The sequence below is a fragment of the Acidovorax sp. NCPPB 3576 genome (genome assembly GCF_028473605.1).
In the GTDB taxonomy this organism is placed as follows: domain Bacteria; phylum Pseudomonadota; class Gammaproteobacteria; order Burkholderiales; family Burkholderiaceae_C; genus Paracidovorax.
Genome location: NZ_CP097267.1, coordinates 3,053,425 through 3,069,406, shown reverse-complemented (window position 1 = coordinate 3,069,406; position 15,982 = coordinate 3,053,425). Strand labels below are relative to the sequence as shown.

At 68.4% G+C, this 15,982-nt stretch carries 13 protein-coding genes; 5 read left to right on the top strand and 8 right to left on the bottom strand.

What is annotated here, in order from left to right; translation table 11 throughout:
• Nucleotides 1-553: 553 nt before the first annotated feature.
• Genes M5C98_RS14040 through M5C98_RS14030 form a run of 3 tightly spaced genes read right to left on the bottom strand, consistent with a single transcriptional unit; the run spans nt 554 to nt 3,110 of the window.
• The gene (locus tag M5C98_RS14040; RefSeq protein ID WP_272548045.1) at nt 554-973 is read right to left on the bottom strand and encodes an RNA-binding S4 domain-containing protein; all 420 of its coding nucleotides are present in this window, start codon (nt 971-973) and stop codon (nt 554-556) included.
• A complete protein-coding gene (locus M5C98_RS14035; RefSeq protein ID WP_272548044.1) occupies nt 970-2,430 on the bottom strand; it encodes a sensor histidine kinase in 1,461 nt (486 codons plus the stop codon). Before M5C98_RS14035 ends, M5C98_RS14040 begins: the two co-directional genes overlap by 4 nt.
• Nucleotides 2,427-3,110 (bottom strand): response regulator transcription factor, encoded by a 684-nt coding sequence (locus M5C98_RS14030; RefSeq protein ID WP_272548043.1) that lies wholly within the window; start codon nt 3,108-3,110, stop codon nt 2,427-2,429. Before M5C98_RS14030 ends, M5C98_RS14035 begins: the two co-directional genes overlap by 4 nt.
• A gap of 130 nt (nt 3,111-3,240) precedes the next feature.
• On the opposite strand from M5C98_RS14030, the gene M5C98_RS14025 reads away from it, so the two are divergent.
• The 3 genes from M5C98_RS14025 to M5C98_RS14015 all read left to right on the top strand — a co-directional run bounded on the left by M5C98_RS14025 (nt 3,241) and on the right by M5C98_RS14015 (nt 6,410).
• On the top strand, nt 3,241-4,200 hold the full coding sequence (locus M5C98_RS14025) for a Bug family tripartite tricarboxylate transporter substrate binding protein (RefSeq protein ID WP_272548042.1): 960 nt from the start codon (nt 3,241-3,243) through the stop codon (nt 4,198-4,200).
• Nucleotides 4,201-4,332: 132 nt separating this feature from the next.
• Nucleotides 4,333-4,899: a tripartite tricarboxylate transporter TctB family protein gene (locus M5C98_RS14020; protein ID WP_272548041.1), complete on the top strand. Its 567-nt coding sequence runs from the start codon at nt 4,333-4,335 to the stop codon at nt 4,897-4,899.
• Entirely contained in the window at nt 4,899-6,410 is a 1,512-nt protein-coding gene (locus M5C98_RS14015) for a tripartite tricarboxylate transporter permease (RefSeq protein WP_272548040.1), read from the top strand. The genes M5C98_RS14020 and M5C98_RS14015 overlap by 1 nt, the downstream gene beginning before the upstream one ends.
• On the opposite strand, the gene M5C98_RS14010 is transcribed toward M5C98_RS14015, so the two are convergent.
• The 3 genes from M5C98_RS14010 to M5C98_RS14000 form a co-directional block, all read right to left on the bottom strand.
• A complete protein-coding gene (locus M5C98_RS14010; RefSeq protein ID WP_442867182.1) occupies nt 6,400-7,590 on the bottom strand; it encodes a PepSY-associated TM helix domain-containing protein in 1,191 nt (396 codons plus the stop codon). The genes M5C98_RS14015 and M5C98_RS14010 overlap by 11 nt on opposite strands.
• Before the next feature lie 34 nt (nt 7,591-7,624).
• A complete protein-coding gene (locus M5C98_RS14005; protein WP_272548039.1) occupies nt 7,625-9,835 on the bottom strand; it encodes a TonB-dependent receptor in 2,211 nt (736 codons plus the stop codon).
• A 107-nt stretch (nt 9,836-9,942) separates the two neighbouring features.
• Nucleotides 9,943-10,164 carry a hypothetical protein gene (locus M5C98_RS14000; protein WP_272548038.1) on the bottom strand — a complete coding sequence of 74 codons (222 nt, stop codon included), beginning with the start codon at nt 10,162-10,164 and terminating at the stop codon, nt 9,943-9,945.
• Nucleotides 10,165-10,467: 303 nt separating this feature from the next.
• Between M5C98_RS14000 and M5C98_RS13995 the strand changes: the two genes are divergently transcribed.
• Nucleotides 10,468-12,594 (top strand): D-(-)-3-hydroxybutyrate oligomer hydrolase, encoded by a 2,127-nt coding sequence (locus M5C98_RS13995; protein ID WP_272548037.1) that lies wholly within the window; start codon nt 10,468-10,470, stop codon nt 12,592-12,594.
• Between the two features lie 134 nt (nt 12,595-12,728).
• On the opposite strand, the gene hemH is transcribed toward M5C98_RS13995, so the two are convergent.
• Nucleotides 12,729-13,718, bottom strand: a complete 990-nt coding sequence (gene hemH / locus M5C98_RS13990; RefSeq protein WP_272553283.1) for a ferrochelatase — start codon at nt 13,716-13,718, stop codon at nt 12,729-12,731.
• 165 nt (nt 13,719-13,883) lie between these two features.
• Between hemH and M5C98_RS13985 the strand changes: the two genes are divergently transcribed.
• Nucleotides 13,884-14,576 carry an HAD family hydrolase gene (locus M5C98_RS13985; RefSeq protein WP_272548036.1) on the top strand — a complete coding sequence of 231 codons (693 nt, stop codon included), beginning with the start codon at nt 13,884-13,886 and terminating at the stop codon, nt 14,574-14,576.
• A gap of 402 nt (nt 14,577-14,978) precedes the next feature.
• Here M5C98_RS13985 and M5C98_RS13980 read toward each other — a convergent pair whose 3' ends face one another.
• Nucleotides 14,979-15,923: a hypothetical protein gene (locus tag M5C98_RS13980; RefSeq protein WP_272548035.1), complete on the bottom strand. Its 945-nt coding sequence runs from the start codon at nt 15,921-15,923 to the stop codon at nt 14,979-14,981.
• Between the last annotated feature and the right edge of the window lie 59 nt (nt 15,924-15,982).

Here is a 15,982-nt window from a genome sequence, read left to right as displayed (position 1 = left end):
AGGAGAAGCCTGACTCGGAAGTCAGGCAGGAATGGTTTGAGGTAACGAATTGCGTCTTTTGTGACGGCATGGGAAATATGACACTGGCGCTTCGGATGAGGCGTTAGGTCAGCGCATATGACAAAGCCTGCAGGCGCGCTTCAAAATCCAGCAGATTTATCGCCACGAATAGCATATTTCTCAAATTCCAACAGGCGAAACGATAGACCTGCTTTTTTCATGCATTCAAGGGTTATGATTCATCCCGTCGGCACCTCCAGCCGACACCTCCCTTTCTTGCTCTTTAGCAAGTTTTGCCCGCCTCGTGCGGGCATTCTTTTTTTTGTGCTGTCAGCGGGGAGTAAGGGTCATGTCCAAAATGGATTCCACCGAATGGGGCATCGCCTCCCCTGAGGAATTCGGGCTGTGACCAGGCTGCAATGCCTGCCCGACTTTGCCCGCCCTTGTGCGGGCATTTCTTTTTGTGCACATGGTCACAGCTGGTGGGCTCGGTCACAGCTTTGTGCTGTCGCGCTTGCCGTCTTCGCCGAGCTCCCGCCCAAAGGCCTTCAATTCAGTCGTCGGCGGACGCGCTCCAGCGGCTGCCCCAATCCCGGGCCTGATCGATGCTGCGCCGGTCGCGCTTGGTGGGACGGCCTTCATGCAGGCTGGCCGCGGGCTCCGGGGCCAAGCGGCGTTGTTCCGCGGCGTTTTCCCGGGCGGCGATGCTTTCCTGTGTTTCTTCGTAAAGCAATTGCGCGACGGGCGCCGGGCCACGCACGCCGCTCAGTGCCCGCACGAGAACCATGCGTTGCACAGGGCCCTGGCGCAAGGCGATGGTGTCGCCAGCGCGCAGTTCCCGGGCGGCTTTGACCGCTTGCCCGTTGACGGTCACGCGGCCTTTGCCGATCTCTTCCACGGCCAGCGACCTGGTTTTATAGAAGCGGGCGCACCACAGCCATTTGTCCAGGCGCATCGATTCGGGAGGGTTCATTCGGCCATTTTCTTCCGATCGGCGTGCGGCGGGTTGTCGGCCGATGCCAACGGAAGCCGCACCACTGCATCCAGTCCCGCAATCCGGGCGCCTTCCATGCGGTTGGACAACTCGATCTGCCCTCCCAGGGCCTGCACGATCTCCTGGCAGATGGCCAGCCCTAAGCCGGAGCCGGTGCGCACGTCGCCGGCAGAAAAGGGTTGGAACAGGCGTTGCGCCAGTTCGGCATCGATGCCGGTTCCGGTATCGGCCACGGTCAGCGCCACGTGGCGCCCGTCCGTGCGCAGTTCGACCGACAGCACGCCGGACACCGGCGTGTGGCGGATCGCGTTGTGCAGCAGGTTGCGGGTGAGTTCGCGCAGCATCCATTCGTGCGCCTGCACGGGGGCGGGATCGGTGTGGATGCCGAAGTCCAGGTCGCGCTGGGCGATGAGGGGCGACAGCTCCAGGGCGATCGCCCGCAGCTCTTCGTCCAGCCGGGTCACGGGTGGGGCGCTTTGCTGGCGCAACTGCTCCACCTTGGCCAGCGCCAGCATCTGGTTGGCCAACTGGGTGGCGCGCTCCACGGTGTCGCTGATCTCGTGCAGCGCCTGTTCCGGGGGGGCATCGCCGCGCAGCGCGGACTGCACCTGGGTCTTGAGCACGGCCAGCGGCGTGCGCAGCTGGTGCGAGGCATCGCGCACGAAGCGTTTCTGGTGCGCCAGCAGATGCGACAGCCGCAGCATGACGTGGTTGGTGGCGTCGATGAGCGGCTGCAGTTCGCGCGGCGCGGACGTCGCCGAGATGGGACGCAGGTCGTCCTCCGACCGGTTCTGCAGCCGGGTGCTGAGCTGTCGCACCGGGCGCGTGGCCTGCTGCACCACCAGCACGACGATGACGCCGATGGCCAACACCAGCAGCGCCTGCCGCGCCAGCGTGGTCCACAGGATCTGCAGGGCCAGGGTCTGGCGCAGCTCCAGCGTTTCGGCCACCTGGATCACGGCCATGCCGCGGCCCTGGGGCGTGGCCACGGGCTGCAGCAGCACGGCCACGCGCACGGGGCGGCCTCGGAACTGGTCGTCGTAGAAGTCCACCAGTGCCGCATAGGGTGGGCGTGGGGGGATGGTGCCGTGCCAGAACGGCAGTTCTTCGAATCCAGACACGAGGCCCCCGTGCAGGTTGGACACGCGGTAGAACATGCGGCTTTGGTTGTCGGCCTCGAAGGCCTCCAGCGCGGAGTACGGCACGATGGCGCGCAGCTGGGCGTCGTCGTCGTAGCCGGTCACGTCGATCTGCTCGCTGATGCTCTTGGCGGAAGCGAGCAAGGTGCGGTCATAGGCCGTGTGCAGCGATGCCAGGGTCTGCCGGTAAAGGCTGTGGGTGTTGTAGGCGATGAACAGCGAGGCAGGCACGAGGATGCCCACCAGCAGCTGCCGGCGCAGCGATCGCATGCGGGGCCGCGCGGCGGCGCGCTTCATGCATCGGCCTTGAGCAGGTAGCCCAGGCCCCGCAGGGTCATGAGCGTGAGGCCCGTGCCGACCAGCTTCTTGCGCAGCCGGTAGACGACGACCTCGATGGCTTCGTATTGCACGTCCAACTGGCCAGGAAAGACCAGCTCGTACAGCCGCTCCTTGGTGACCGCGTGGCCGGGCTGGGCGAGCAGGGCGTGCATGAGGGCCAGCTCACGTGGGGTGAACTCCATGACCTCGCTGCCAAGGTAAATGGCGCCGCTATCTTTTTCGTAGCGCACTGCCGCGATGTTGATTGTGCTGGAGGCCGATTTGGCCTCAGGCACCTCGCCGGTCCGGCGCACCAGCGCGCGCAGCCGCGCCTCCAGTTCGTCCAGGTCGAAGGGCTTGGGCAGGTAGTCGTCGGCGCCGGCGTTCAGGCCCAGAACGCGGTCGCCCACGGTGCCGCGCGCGGTGAGCAGCAGCACGGGCGTGCGCAGTCCCTTGGCACGCGCCTGCTGCAGCACCTGCAGGCCGTCGAGGCCGGGCAGGGTGAGGTCCAGCACGACGGCATCCGGGGCGCGCGCCGTCCATTGCGCGAGGGCGGCGCGACCATCGCCGAGGGCGGTCACTTCCATGCCGCGGCGGGTCAGGGAGCGTTGCAGCGTGGCCTGCATGGCCGGGTCGTCTTCCACGAGAAGCAGTTGCATGCGCGGCACCTTAGCACCGCTCGCAGCGGTGCCGAAGATGGGTGTTTACCCTGAGCGCGCGGACAGCCGTTTGACAGGAACGGCGCGCATCATCGGCCCGTTCGTACAACGATTAATGCAGGAGACAACGATGCGTCGCGACACCTTCCTCAAATCCCTGGCGGCCCTGGCCGCGGCCGGTGCGCTGCCTCTGTCGGCCCGTGCTGCCACCGCCGTCAAGATGATGCTGCCCGCCAACCCCGGCGGCGGCTGGGACACCACGGGCCGCGCCCTGGGCCGGGCGCTGCAGGACGCCGGCGTGGCCTCGTCCGTCACCTACGACAACAAGGGCGGGGCGGCCGGGGCCATCGGCCTGGCGCAGTTCGTCAATTCCAGCAAGGGCGATCCCAACGCGCTGATGGTGATGGGCTCGGTGATGGTGGGCGGGATCATCACGGGCAAGCCGCCCGTGAACCTGTCGCAGGCCACGCCGATCGCGCGGCTGACGAGCGAATACAACGTGTTCGTGCTGCCGACCAGTTCGCCTTTCAAGACCATGGGCGAGGTGATCGCCCAGCTCAAGAAAGACCCCGGCAGCGTGAAGTGGGGGGGCGGCTCGCGCGGCTCCACCGAGCACATCGCCGCGGCGATGATCGCCCGCGAGGCCGGCGTGGACCCGGCCAAGATCAACTACGTGGCATTCCGCGGAGGCGGCGAGGCGATCGCGGCCATCCTGGGCGGCAACGTGACCATCGGCGGTGGCGGCTACAGCGAGATGGCCGAGTACATCAACACCAAGAAGATGGTGCCGGTGGCGGTGACCTCGGGCCAGCGCCTGAAGGGCTCTTCGGTGCCCACGCTCAAGGAGCAGGGCATCAATGTGGAGATCGGCAACTGGCGCGGCGTGTATGCCGCCCCGGGCATCTCGGCCGAGCAGCGCAAGGGACTGGTGGACATGGTGGCCAAGGCGCTCAAGAGCAAGAGCTGGGCCGAGTCGCTGGAGAAGAACGACTGGACGCCCGCATGGCTGGCCGGCGACGAGTTCGGCGCGTTCGTCGATGCCGAATTCGCCAGCCTGCGCGCCACGATGGTCAAGGCGGGAATGGCCTGACCAGGCCGCTTTCCTGCGGTGCGGCGCCCGGCCCGGGTGGCGCACCGCCGTGACCTGCGCGGCCGCCGAACCCCAGCGCTGAAATCAATGCACCCCGTGCCGGTGGCCCCGGGGGATGACGAGGACACAAGCATGTCGGAGCCTATCGCTTCTTCCCCCCCTTCCCTGGCCGAGCCCGACCCGGGGCCCAGCACGGTGCCCGGCGCGCGCATGCAGGCGGCCGTAGGCGCCGCCGTGGTGCTGATCGCGGGCGGCCTGGCCTTCGGCGCCGTGAGCATTCCCTCGAACGCGGGCTACGGCGGCGTGGGCCCGAGCTTCCTGCCCTGGCTGGTGGCCGGTGTGCTGGCGGTGTGCGGTGCGGTGCTGGTGTGGGAGGCGCTGTCGGGCGGCTTTCGTTCGATGGACGAGCCCGGCGGCGCGGCGCGCGCCAACAAGCTGGCGTTCGTCTGGGTGTCGGCCGGGCTGCTGCTGAACGCGGCGCTGATCGCCACGGTGGGCTTCATCCTGAGCTGCACGCTGTGCTACGTGCTGGCGGTGCAAGGGCTGCGCCGGGCGGCCGGGCAGCCATCGGCCGGCTCGGCGCGCACCTGGGCGATGGACGTGCTGACCGGCGCGCTGATCTCGGCGCCGGTCTATTGGGCTTTCACGCAATTCCTGGCGATCAACCTGCCAGGCCTCACGCAAACAGGGTGGCTGTGATGGAAATCTTCGACGCATTGCTGGCGGGTTTCGCCACCGCGGCCACTCCGGCCAATCTCCTGTGGGCCCTGGTGGGCTGCGCGCTGGGCACCGCCGTGGGCGTGCTGCCGGGCATCGGCCCGGCCGTGGCCGTGGCCATGCTGCTGCCGATCACCGCCAAGGTCGAGGTCACGGCCTCGATGATCTTCTTCGCCGGCATCTACTACGGCGCGATGTATGGGGGATCGACCACCTCGATCCTGCTGAACACGCCCGGGGAGACGGCGAGCATGGTCACGGCCATGGAAGGCAACAAGATGGCCAAGAGCGGGCGTGCGGGCGCGGCGCTGGCCACCGCGGCCATCGGCTCGTTCGTCGCCGGCACCATCGCCACCGTGGTGGTGACGCTGTTCGCGCCTTATGTGGCGGACTTCGCCGTGCGCCTGGGGCCACCGGAATATTTCATGCTGATGGTGCTGGCCTTCACCACCGTGAGCGCGGTGCTGGGCAAGAGCACGGTGCGTGGCCTCACGGCGCTGTTCGTTGGCCTGGCCGCGGGCCTGGTCGGCATGGACCAGATCTCCGGCGCGGCGCGCTACACGGCCGGCCAGCCCGAGCTGCTGGACGGCATCGACATCGTGCTGGTGGCCGTGGGCCTGTTCGCCGTGGCCGAGGTGCTGTATGCCGCCATGTACGAAGGCCGCGTGGTGGACACGCAAAACCGCATGGGCCGCGTGCACATGACGGCACGGGACTGGAAGCGCTCCATTCCCGCCTGGCTGCGCGGCACGCTGATCGGCACGCCGTTCGGCTGCATTCCCGCCGGCGGCACGGAGATCCCGACCTTCCTGAGCTATGCCACCGAAAAGAAGCTGGCCAAGGGTGACAACAAGGCCGAGTTCGGCAAGGAAGGCGCCATCGAAGGCGTGGCTGGCCCCGAGGCCGCCAACAACGCCACGGTGACGGCCGCGATGATCCCGCTGCTCACGCTGGGCATTCCTACTTCCAACACGACGGCCGTGCTGCTGGGCGCGTTCCAGAACTACGGCATCAACCCCGGCCCGCAGTTGTTCACCACGTCGGCCACGCTGGTGTGGGCGCTGATCGCCTCGCTGTACATCGGCAACGTGATGCTGCTGGTGCTCAACCTGCCCATGGTCGGCCTGTGGGTCAAGCTGCTCAAGATTCCGAAGCCCCAGCTGTATGCGGGCATCCTGATCTTCGCCACGGTGGGGGCCTACGGCATGCGCCAGAGCGCGTTCGATCTGTTCCTGCTGTATGGCATCGGCGTGCTGGGCGTGCTGATGCGCCGGTTCGACTTCCCCACCGCACCAGTCGTCGTGGGCATGATCCTCGGCCCGCTGGCCGAGGCCCAGATGCGCAACGCGATCTCGATCGGCGAGGGCAGCTGGTCGATCTTCGTGACGCGGCCCATGTCGCTCGCGCTGATGGTGATCGTGGTGGCGGTGCTGGTCGTGCCCCGCCTGATGCGCGGCTGGGCCGCGCGCCGCCTTGCCCTGGCTACCGCTTGAGCGGTGCGCGTGCCGCCGTCAGCGGGGAGGCCAGGGCGGCTTCCCCGCTGGCCGTTTTTCCAGAGGATGCGGTCGCCGGGCTGGCGGCCCTGCGGCCCAGCCAGAGGTAGAGCCCGCTGCCCAGCACGATGATGGTGGCGATGTCCAGCAGCGCCCAGAGGATCTTCATCGGCATGCCGCCGTAGTCGCCGAAGTGCAGCGGCTGCGACACCAGCAGGGCCACCAGGTACCACGGCAGCTTCGGCGCGGCGGTCACCTCGGCCGTCTTGGCGTCCACCAGCACCGGCTGCAGCAGCCGCGACGTGAGCGGTTCGTTGCCGCGCAGGAAGAACGTGTGGTGGTGCGGGCTGGAAAACGACGTGCCCGGAAACGCGATGAACGACAGCTTGGTGCCCGGTGCGCGCGCCATTGCGGCGTCCAGCGACTTCTGCACCGAGGCGCGCTCGGCCACGGGCGTGACCGGCTGGCCGTTGTAGGGCGCCAGCAGCGCGCTCAGTTCGTCGTACTGCCAGTATTTGACGAGCAGGTCGGCCCAGGTGTTGATCATCCCGGTGCCACCCACCACGAAGGCCCATACCAGCGTGACGATGCCCAGCAGGTTGTGCAGGTCCAGCCATTTCACGCGGGTCGAACGCTCGCGCCGCACCTCGCCGAAGCGCAGCTTGCGCATGAAGGGCGCATACAGCACCACGCCCGTGACGATGGCCACCAGCAGCAGCAGGCCCATGAAGCCCAGGAACAGCTTGCCCGCCAGGCCCGCGAACAGGTCCACGTGCAGCTTGAACATCACGTACATGAACCCCTCGTCGAAGCGCGGCTGCGCCAGCAGGGCGCCGGTGCGCGCATCCACCGCCACCGAGCGGAAATCCTCGGTGGGGGCGGGCGTGGGCGTGAGGGTGGCGAACCACAGGTCGGTGCTGTCCTCGGGCTGCGAGGCGAACTGCACCACGCGGTCCGGGTGCTGCGCGCGCGCCACCTCCAGTACGCGGTCCAGGCTGACGTGTGGCGTGCCGGCGGGCATGGGCGGGGCTTCCACCTCGGTGCCGAGCAGGTGCCCGATCTCGTGGTGGAAGATCAGCGGCAGGCCCGTGAGGCACAGCAGCAGCATGAACACGGTGCAGACCAGGCTGCTCCACTTGTGCAGCCAGGTCCAGGTCTTGAGGGAGCGTGCGGTCAGCATGGTCGGTGCGATGGATGGGGGCGTCGCGGCAGGATCAGAAATCCACGCTGGCGCTCAGCGTGAACGTGCGGGGCGCCGCCACCACCAGGTAGCCGGAGCCCGGGTAGCCGCCGGCGGAAGCCCAGTAGTTGCGGTCGGTGGCGTTGTCCACGCGGGCGCGCAGGGTGACCAGGCGGCCGCTCCACTCGGTGGCGTAGCGCACGCCCATGTCCAGGCGCGTCCAAGCGGGCACGCGCAGGGTGTTGGCGTCGTTGGCATAGGTGGCGCCGGTGCGCACCACGCGCGCGTCCAGGGCCAGGCCCTGCGCGCCTGGCACGTCCCATTCCGCGCCCAGGTTCGCCTGCAGGCGCGGCACGCCGATCACGCGGTTGCCGTTGAGCGCGGCATTGCCGGTCTCGCGCTGCTTGGCATCCAGCCACGTCATGCCGCCGAGCACGCGCAGGCCGCGCATGGCCTCGCCGTACACGTTGAGCTCCACGCCCTGGTGGCGGTCCTTGCCGGACGAGGCGAACACGTTGGCCGCGTTGACGATGGCGCGCGGCTTGGTCGTGCTGAACAGGGCGAGCGAGCCGCCGATGCGGCCGGCGTCGTACTTGAGGCCGATCTCCTTTTGCTTGGCGACGTAGGGCGACAGTTGCTCGCCGCGGTTGACCACCGGCGTGCCGTTGGCCGTGGCGGGCGCGGTTTCGCCCTTGCTCAGGCTCTCGACATAGTTGGCGTACAGCGACAGCTGCTTGCTGGCCTTGAACACGGCGCTCGCCAGGGGGCTGGTGCGGCTTTGCTCGTAGCGGGTGACCAGCGCCGAGGTGCCGTAGGCGTAGTCGGCCACGTCGAGCTTCTGGTGGCGCAAACCCAGCGTGACCAGGACGGTGTCTTGCACGAAGGACACCGTGTCGCCCACCGCGAAGCTGGTCATGCGGGTGCGGCCGGTCAGGTTGGGGCTGGCGAGCGTGCCGCCATAGCCCGTACCCGCGCTGAAGGCGGGCTGTGCGTAGGGCATGTAGGCATAGAGGCTGCCCGCGCGCGTGTTCAAGAAGTCGAACGCATAGGCGTTGTCTTTCTCGGCATCGAAGTACGAGGCCGAGGCCACCCATTCATGGCCCACGCTGCCCGTGCGGGCCTTGCCGCGCACGCCGGCCTCGCCCGTGTTCACGCGGTCCTTGCGGGTGTTGTCGAAGCGGTAGGTACTGCCTTCGCCCGTGGCCGAGTTGCTCACGCTGAGGTTGGCCAGCGAGTTGGATTCTTCGCTGCGGCGCAGGCCCCAGGCGCCCCACGCGGTCACATCGGGGCTGATGTCCACTTCGCCGCGGAAGGTGCCGAACAGGTCGCGCTCGTTGGAGTACGTCCAGGGCTGCGAGAAGTTGGCCGAGGCGTTCGGCGCGGCGGGAATGAAGCTGGCGTTCGCGCCGTTGAGCGTGACGTTGGTGCGCGTGCCCTTGAGTTGGTTGTCCTGCCAGCCGATGTCGCCCGACAGGCGCACGTCGCGGCTGCGCCAGTCGAGGCCCACGGAGACCAGGCCCAGCTGGCTCTTTTCATGGTCCACGGCGGTGTCGCCGTCGCGGTAGGCGGCATTCAGGCGGATGCCGGTGCTGTTGTCGGGGCCGAAGCGGCGCGCGATGTCGGTGGACACCTGGCCGTACCCGCCCGAGCCCGTGCCCACGGTCACGCGCGACAGCGGCTCGTTCGGGGCGCGCTTGGGCAGCAGGTTGATCGCGCCGCCGATGCCGCCGCCGTTGGGTGCCGCGCCGTTCAGGAACGCCGAAGCGCCTCGCAGCAGCTCCACGCGCTCGAAGAGCTCGGTCGCGATGTACTGGCGCGGCAGCAGGCTGTACAGGCCGTTGTAGGCCACGTCGTCCGAGTCCAGCAGGAAGCCACGGATGAAATACGTTTCCTGGAAGTTGCCGAAGCCGCGCGCCAGCCGCACGCCGGCATCGTTCTGCAGCACCTCGCCCACGCTGCGCGCCTGCCGGTCCTGGATCAGTTCATTGGTGTAGCTGGTGATGCTGAAGGGCGTCTCCATCGCATCGCGCGTGCCCAGGATGCCGGCGCGCCCCCCACGGGCGACCTGGCCGCCAGGGTAGGCGGGCGACAGGCCCTGTGCCGATGCATCCGCGCTGGCGCCTACGGTGACCGTGGGCAAGGTCGGGGCGTCCGCGGGCGCGGCTGCGGTCTGGGCGCTTGCCTGACCTGCGAGCGTGGCAAGGGCCAGTGCGACGGCCAGGGCGATGGGGGTGTGCTGATTCATGGGCATGGACGTCAACGGGCGGGTTCAGGAAAGGGCATGGAAGAGCATCGGCGCAGCGTGGCGAATCCGCAGAGGACGAAGCGCATGGAAAGGGAAACAGGCGGCGGCTAGGGCGAGGGCGGGCGGCGGCGCAGGCCGAACCAGGCCATCACGGCCACCGGCACGCCCAGTGCCACCCAGGACCAGACGTCTCCCCAGCCATCGCTGACCAACGCGCTCAACAGCCCGGTGGCTGTGAGTACCCCCAATGCGATGGGCCAGCCCCACAGCGGGAGGAAGCCGCCGGGCGTGGGTCGGAGGTCGGACGGTGGTTCGATCGGAGGTGGCATGGGCGCAATCGGGAGGGGCGGTGGCGGCAGGAGGCCGCCACGAAGGGCCAGCGAGGCGCAGCGAGCGCCCCGGGGAAAAATCTCCCCGGGGCTCCCCACCAGGGCGCTGTTTTTCAAGCCGGCATGTTAAATGATATTGCGAATGGTTCGCATTGTTTTTGGGGCGAATTCCTCACCGTGGCATGATCCGCACTTGAAAACATTGCAACGCCTTGTGGGTGCCTCCATTGGCAGTACCCGGGATGGCCATTGCATACTCTCCACGACAATTTCATTCCGTTTCACCGCTGCAGGAGACTTCCGATGCGATCGCTCATTCCTCGCGCCATGGCCCTGACCGCTGCTGTCCTGGCTGCCTGCGGTGGCGGTGGTGGCAACACCGTGGATTTCGACTTCAATGTGCGTCCGTCCTATCTGGCCAGCCTGCGCCAGGCGACCTATGACGGCGTGGACGACGACCTGCTGACCGCCGGCCTGGGCCGCACCGGCCTGGCCGACCCCGAGGCCCCCGGCTACGAAGGCGCCCAGCCCACCGCGGCCGAGATGCGCCGCAACGCCATCTATACCAATTACCGTGCGCTGCTGGACATGACGGCCGCCGGCGGCTACGGCACGCTTTACGGCCCCAACGTGGATGCGCAGGGCCGCGTGACGGCGGGCGAAGGCAAGATCGCCGGCACCGAAACCATCGCCTACTACGACGACGGCTCGGGCCGGCAGAACGTCACGCTGATGGTGCAGGTGCCGGACACCTTCAACCCCGCCAGGCCTTGCATCATCACCGCCACGGCCTCGGGCTCGCTCGGCATCTACGGCGGCATGTCCACCGGCGAGTGGGGCCTCAAGCGCGGCTGCGCCGTGGCCTATACCGACAAGGGCACGGGCGCGGCCCCGCACGACCTGCAGGCCGACACCGTGCCGCTGATCGACGGCACCCGCACCTCGGCCACCTCGGCCGGCACCAGCGCCGCATTCAACGCCGGGCTGTCGGCCGCCGATCTGGCCGCGTTCAACACCGCCACGCCCAACCGCTTCGCGTTCAAGCACGCCCACTCGGGGCAGAACCCCGAGAAGGACTGGGGCCTGGCCACGCTGCGCGCGGTGGAGATGGGCTTTTATGTCATCAACGAGCGCTTCGGCGATCTGTCCCCGGGCGGGCAGCGGCTGCGCACCTTCAAGCCGACCAACACCATCGTCATCGCCTCCAGCCTCTCCAACGGCGGGGCCGCGGCCATCGCCGCGGCCGAGCAGGACACGCAGGGCCTGATCGGCGGCGTGGCCGTGTCGGAGCCGGCCGTGGAGCTGCCCGCCAACCCCGGCGTCACCGTGCGCCGCGGCACCACCGACGTGGCGGTGAACAGCCGCACCCTCATCGACTACACCACCTACGCGCAGCTGTACCAGGCCTGCGCCGCGCTGGCACCGTCCATCAGCGACAGCCCCTACGCCAGCACGTTCGCGTTGGGCTTCGCCAGCCCGTCGTTGCCGATCGCCTCCAACCGCTGCGAGGCGCTGCGTGCGCAGGGCCTCATCACCGGCGGCAGCACCGTGGCTCTGGCCGAACAGGCGCTGGCACGGCTGCGGGCCTACGGCTGGGAGGCGGAATCGGTGGCGCAGTACCCGTCTCTGGCCGGCTTCGAGGTCGTGCCCGCCGTGGCGGTGACCTTCGCCAACGCGCTCTCGCGTTCGAGCGTGAAGGACAACCTCTGCGGCTACAGCTTCGCGGCGACCACGGCGCAGGGCGCGGTGACGCCGCTGGCGCCGGCCGCGCTGGCCGACATGTTCGCCACCGGCAACGGCGTGCCGCCCTCGGCGGGCGTGCAGCTCGTCAACAACCGCAGCCTGGGCGGCGCCACGCGCGACGTGCTGTCGCAAAGCGCCACCGGCGCCCGCGACTGGAACCTGAGCGGCGCGCTGTGCCTGCGCAACCTCGTGACGGGCACCGACGATGCGGCGCAGCGACTGCAGGCCGGTGTGGACGAAACCCGCCGCAGCGGCAACCTGCGCGGCAAGCCGGCCATCATCGTGCACGGCCGCTCGGATGCGCTGCTGCCCGTCAACCACACCTCCCGCCCCTACACGGCGCTGAACCGCCGGGTCGAGGGCGCCTCCAGCCGCCTGCGCTACATCGAGGTGACGAATGCGCAGCACTTCGACAGCTTCATCGGCCTGACCGGCGTGCTGCCGGGCTACGACACGCGTTACGTGCCGCTGCACGTTTATTTGAACCGCGCGCTCGACGCCATGTACGACCATCTCGCCAACGGCACCGCGCTGCCCGCCAGCCAGGTGGTGCGCACGGTGCCGCGCGGCGGTCTTGCGGGCAGCGCTCCGGCGATCACGGCGGCCAATGTGCCGGCCATTGCCGCCACGCCGGTGAACGGCAATGCCATCACCGTGACGAGCGGCGCGATCAGCGTGCCGGAGTAACGCTGTAGTCGTGCCGTAGTCATGCCGGCGTAGCGGCCGGTGGCGGCAATTTTGCTATTTAATTAATAGCATGATGCCGCCGTCTTTATTGCGCTGGAGGCCTTTTTGGCTGTTATTGCCCGCGCGCTGCCGTCTCAGTGCGATTCCCAGCCCTGCAAATGCTGCTGCGCGATCTGGCTCAGGCCGGTGATCCAGGCGTTGTCGTCGTTCATGCAGGGGATGTAGCGGAACTCCTGGCCTCCCGCGTGCAGGAAAGCCTCGCGCGCCTCCTGGTTGATTTCTTCCAGGGTTTCCAGGCAGTCGCAGGGAAAGCCCGGGCACATCACGTCCACGCTGCGCGTGCCGGCCTGGGCCATTTCGATGAGCGTGGGCTCGGTGTAGGGCTCCAGCCAGCGGGCCTTGCCGAACCGCGATTGAAAGGTCACCCGGTACTGCTCGGGCGAGAGCCCCAGGGCCTGCGCCACCAGCGTGGCGGTGGTCAGGCATTCCTGCTGGTAGGGGTCGCCCAGCTGCACGTTGCGCGCGGGAATGCCGTGAAAGCTCATCACCAGCTGCTCGGCCCGGCTGCCCTCGCGCTTCCAGTGCGCGCGCACGCTCTGCGCCAGTGCGTGGATATAGCCCGGGTGCGCGTGGTAGCTGTTCACGAAGCGAAACTCCAGCAGCCGCCGTTGCTTGCCCGCCCACGCATACACGTCGTCCGCCACGCTGGCCGTGGTGGTGGACGAATACTGCGGATACAGCGGCAGCACGAGCACGCGCTCGACGCCTTCGGCCTGCAGGGCGTCGAGCTGCGAGGCGATCGATGGCTGCCCGTAGCGCATCGCATGGCGCACGCGCACCCCCAGCCCCGCTTCGCCCAGCCAGCCGCGCAGCAGCGTGGCCTGTTTGGCTGTCCACACGGCCAGCGGAGAGCCTTCCGGCATCCACACGCTCGCGTACTTGGCGGCGGATTTGGCGGGGCGGATGCGCAGGATGATCCCGTACAGGATGGGCAGCCAGGCCACGCGGGGAATCTCGACGACGCGCGGATCGCCCAGGAACTGCGCCAGGTAGCGGCGCAGCGCCGGTGCGGTGGGCGCCTCGGGGGTGCCCAGGTTGCACAGCAGCACGGCGGCGCGGGACATGCCTGCGGCCGGTCGCGCGGCAGAAGGGGTGAGGGGAGCAGGGGCGCCGGACAGGGGGGCCGGCGACGAGGGCGCAGAGGTGGGGGAGGGCATGCCCGCATTGTGGCAAAGGCCACGCACCCTTTCGGCGGGCCGCGCGCGAAACCCCTGCGCTATCCTCCCCGCATGCTCGACACCCAACGCATCCGTGCCGTCACCCTCGACCTGGACGACACGCTCTGGCCCATCTGGCCCACCATCGCCCGCGCCCAGGCTGTCCTGTGCGCCTGGCTGCAGGACCGGGCGCCCGCCACCGCCGCCCTCCTGGCCGACCCCGAAGCCGCCGCCGTGCTGCGCAGCCAGGTCGTGCAAGCGCATCCGCAGCTGTCCCACGACCTGAGCGCCCTGCGCCGCGAGAGCATCCGCGCCGCGCTGCGGCAGGCAGGCGATGACGCGGGGCTGACCGACGGCGCCTTCGATGCCTTTTTCGCCGAGCGCCAGCGCGTGGAGCTTTACGACGACGCCATCGCGGCGCTGGAATTCCTGGCCATGCGCTACCCCGTCGCGGCGCTGTCCAATGGCAATGCCAATCTCGATTTGATCGGCATCGGCGCCTATTTCCAGGCCCGCATCAGCGCACGCGAGTTCGGCATCGCCAAGCCCGACCCGCGCATCTTCCACGCGGCGGCCGAGGCTCTGGGCGTGCCGCCCGACAGCGTGCTGCACGTGGGCGACGATGCCACGCTGGACGCGCACGGCGCCCTGGGCGCGGGCATGCAGGCGGTGTGGATCAACCGGGGCGAGGCGGCCTGGCCGCACGAAGGCGAGCCGCACGCCACGGTGCCTGATCTCACCGAGCTGTGCCGGCTGCTGGCGTGACGGCCGCACTTGCGGCCTTGCGCGCATGAGCGGCCCGGGCCTTGGCGGGGAGGGCGTGCATCCGCCGCTACCCGGCCAAGGAGGCGCCGATGCGAGGCCCGCAGGTGGGGCGTATGGGCCCGATGGCTTTTCCGTGCTGGCATCCGCATGACGGGTGATTGCTGCAATGCTATTAAATCAATAGCTGCAAGGGCAATGACTACTAGGGCATAGAGCGCTTTTTATTAGAAATGGCAGTGCGCCGCATGAAAGCGCCGCCGCGGCAGGGCCGTACCAGCGCCGCTCCCCCAAGCCGCCGCGGCCACGCCGGCCCTCGGTGCAGTTTCTCCAAACGTCTTTCCTGTCGAAGCCGACGGGTGATGGGAAGGCGATGCGAAGTGGCCGAGTGCGGCGGGCAGGACACTACGCCGGGTCAAAGCGGGCGAGGTACGCCGCGACCAAATCATCGTGATCGTCGGTGGCCCCGCCACCGAACCAGAAAGCCCGGGCCGCGCCGAGGGGCTGGCGGACGGGCTCGAGCGCGCGGGCGATCGTTCGGAACGGCCGCAACGCATCGGTTTCGTCGGGCGAGCCCCAGATCGGGCGATCGCCGGCCGTGATCGAGAGAAGATGGGTGGATCGCTCGACCATGATGTCGGGGTCGAGGGCCAGCGCGGCCAGTGCGGGTTCGATCCGATCCCAATACTCACGGCCGATGAACGTTCGCCATCCAATATCGGCAATACCAGCTTCCTCTCCCGCCTTCCACCGATGCGGTGAACCTTCCCTGCGAAGCGCTGGCTCCACCATGTCGGCGTCGGTGCTGAACGCGGCACGATGGCGATCCGAATCGGCGCTCAACAGGAACCTGAGGCTGCTTTTGTGTGGGGGGAGAAATCGTCCCATGCCCATCGTGCCGCTGATGGTGGGCAGTTCCATCAAGGTCGCGCTGACTTTCTCCGCGAAGCCGTGCCAATGGGGCGAGTCTTGCGGTATCGCGGCCTCCAGAAAAAAACGGCCGCTGCGCTGCTCGATGCCGAAGAACGGCAAGCCGGGGTGCGGGAAGTCGGCGAGCGCGCGGCCGTAGCGGCGCAGTCCCTCGCCATACCGGGTTCCGGTGTCCCTGGCGAGATAGGCGCGGCCATCGTCCAAAATGCGCTGCGTCGCCGGGCGGATCTTGCCCTTGTAGCCGGGAAAGTGGTACGACGTTTCGTTCGCCGATGGGCCGAAGCGCGCTTCGAACTGGGCGTAGAGCTTGCGAAGGTGCGGAGCGATGGTCGGGGCGTGGACCGTGCCCTCCACGATCGCGATCGACCGGAAAGCGGGCACGGCCACCGGTTCGTTTTCCCACATCAGAAACTCGCGCATCGGTTGCCTCCCTCCACATTTTTCCGTACCGGCGGGTGCTGCTCGGAATGGCGGAATCT

What these genes read in the sequence shown, in the direction of transcription:
- M5C98_RS14035 (WP_272548044.1), bottom strand. Translation starts at nt 2,430, where the DNA reads ATGAAGCGCGCCGCCGCGCGGCCCCGCATGCGATCGCTGCGCCGGCAG.
- M5C98_RS14040 (WP_272548045.1), bottom strand. Translation starts at nt 973, where the DNA reads ATGAACCCTCCCGAATCGATGCGCCTGGACAAATGGCTGTGGTGCGCC.
- M5C98_RS14005 (WP_272548039.1), bottom strand. Translation starts at nt 9,835, where the DNA reads ATGAATCAGCACACCCCCATCGCCCTGGCCGTCGCACTGGCCCTTGCC.
- M5C98_RS13995 (WP_272548037.1), top strand. Translation starts at nt 10,468, where the DNA reads ATGCGATCGCTCATTCCTCGCGCCATGGCCCTGACCGCTGCTGTCCTG.
- M5C98_RS14030 (WP_272548043.1), bottom strand. Translation starts at nt 3,110, where the DNA reads ATGCAACTGCTTCTCGTGGAAGACGACCCGGCCATGCAGGCCACGCTG.
- M5C98_RS13980 (WP_272548035.1), bottom strand. Translation starts at nt 15,923, where the DNA reads ATGCGCGAGTTTCTGATGTGGGAAAACGAACCGGTGGCCGTGCCCGCT.
- M5C98_RS14000 (WP_272548038.1), bottom strand. Translation starts at nt 10,164, where the DNA reads ATGCCACCTCCGATCGAACCACCGTCCGACCTCCGACCCACGCCCGGC.
- hemH (WP_272553283.1), bottom strand. Translation starts at nt 13,718, where the DNA reads ATGTCCCGCGCCGCCGTGCTGCTGTGCAACCTGGGCACCCCCGAGGCG.
- M5C98_RS14010 (WP_442867182.1), bottom strand. Translation starts at nt 7,590, where the DNA reads ATGCTGACCGCACGCTCCCTCAAGACCTGGACCTGGCTGCACAAGTGG.
- M5C98_RS14020 (WP_272548041.1), top strand. Translation starts at nt 4,333, where the DNA reads ATGTCGGAGCCTATCGCTTCTTCCCCCCCTTCCCTGGCCGAGCCCGAC.
- M5C98_RS14015 (WP_272548040.1), top strand. Translation starts at nt 4,899, where the DNA reads ATGGAAATCTTCGACGCATTGCTGGCGGGTTTCGCCACCGCGGCCACT.
- M5C98_RS14025 (WP_272548042.1), top strand. Translation starts at nt 3,241, where the DNA reads ATGCGTCGCGACACCTTCCTCAAATCCCTGGCGGCCCTGGCCGCGGCC.
- M5C98_RS13985 (WP_272548036.1), top strand. Translation starts at nt 13,884, where the DNA reads ATGCTCGACACCCAACGCATCCGTGCCGTCACCCTCGACCTGGACGAC.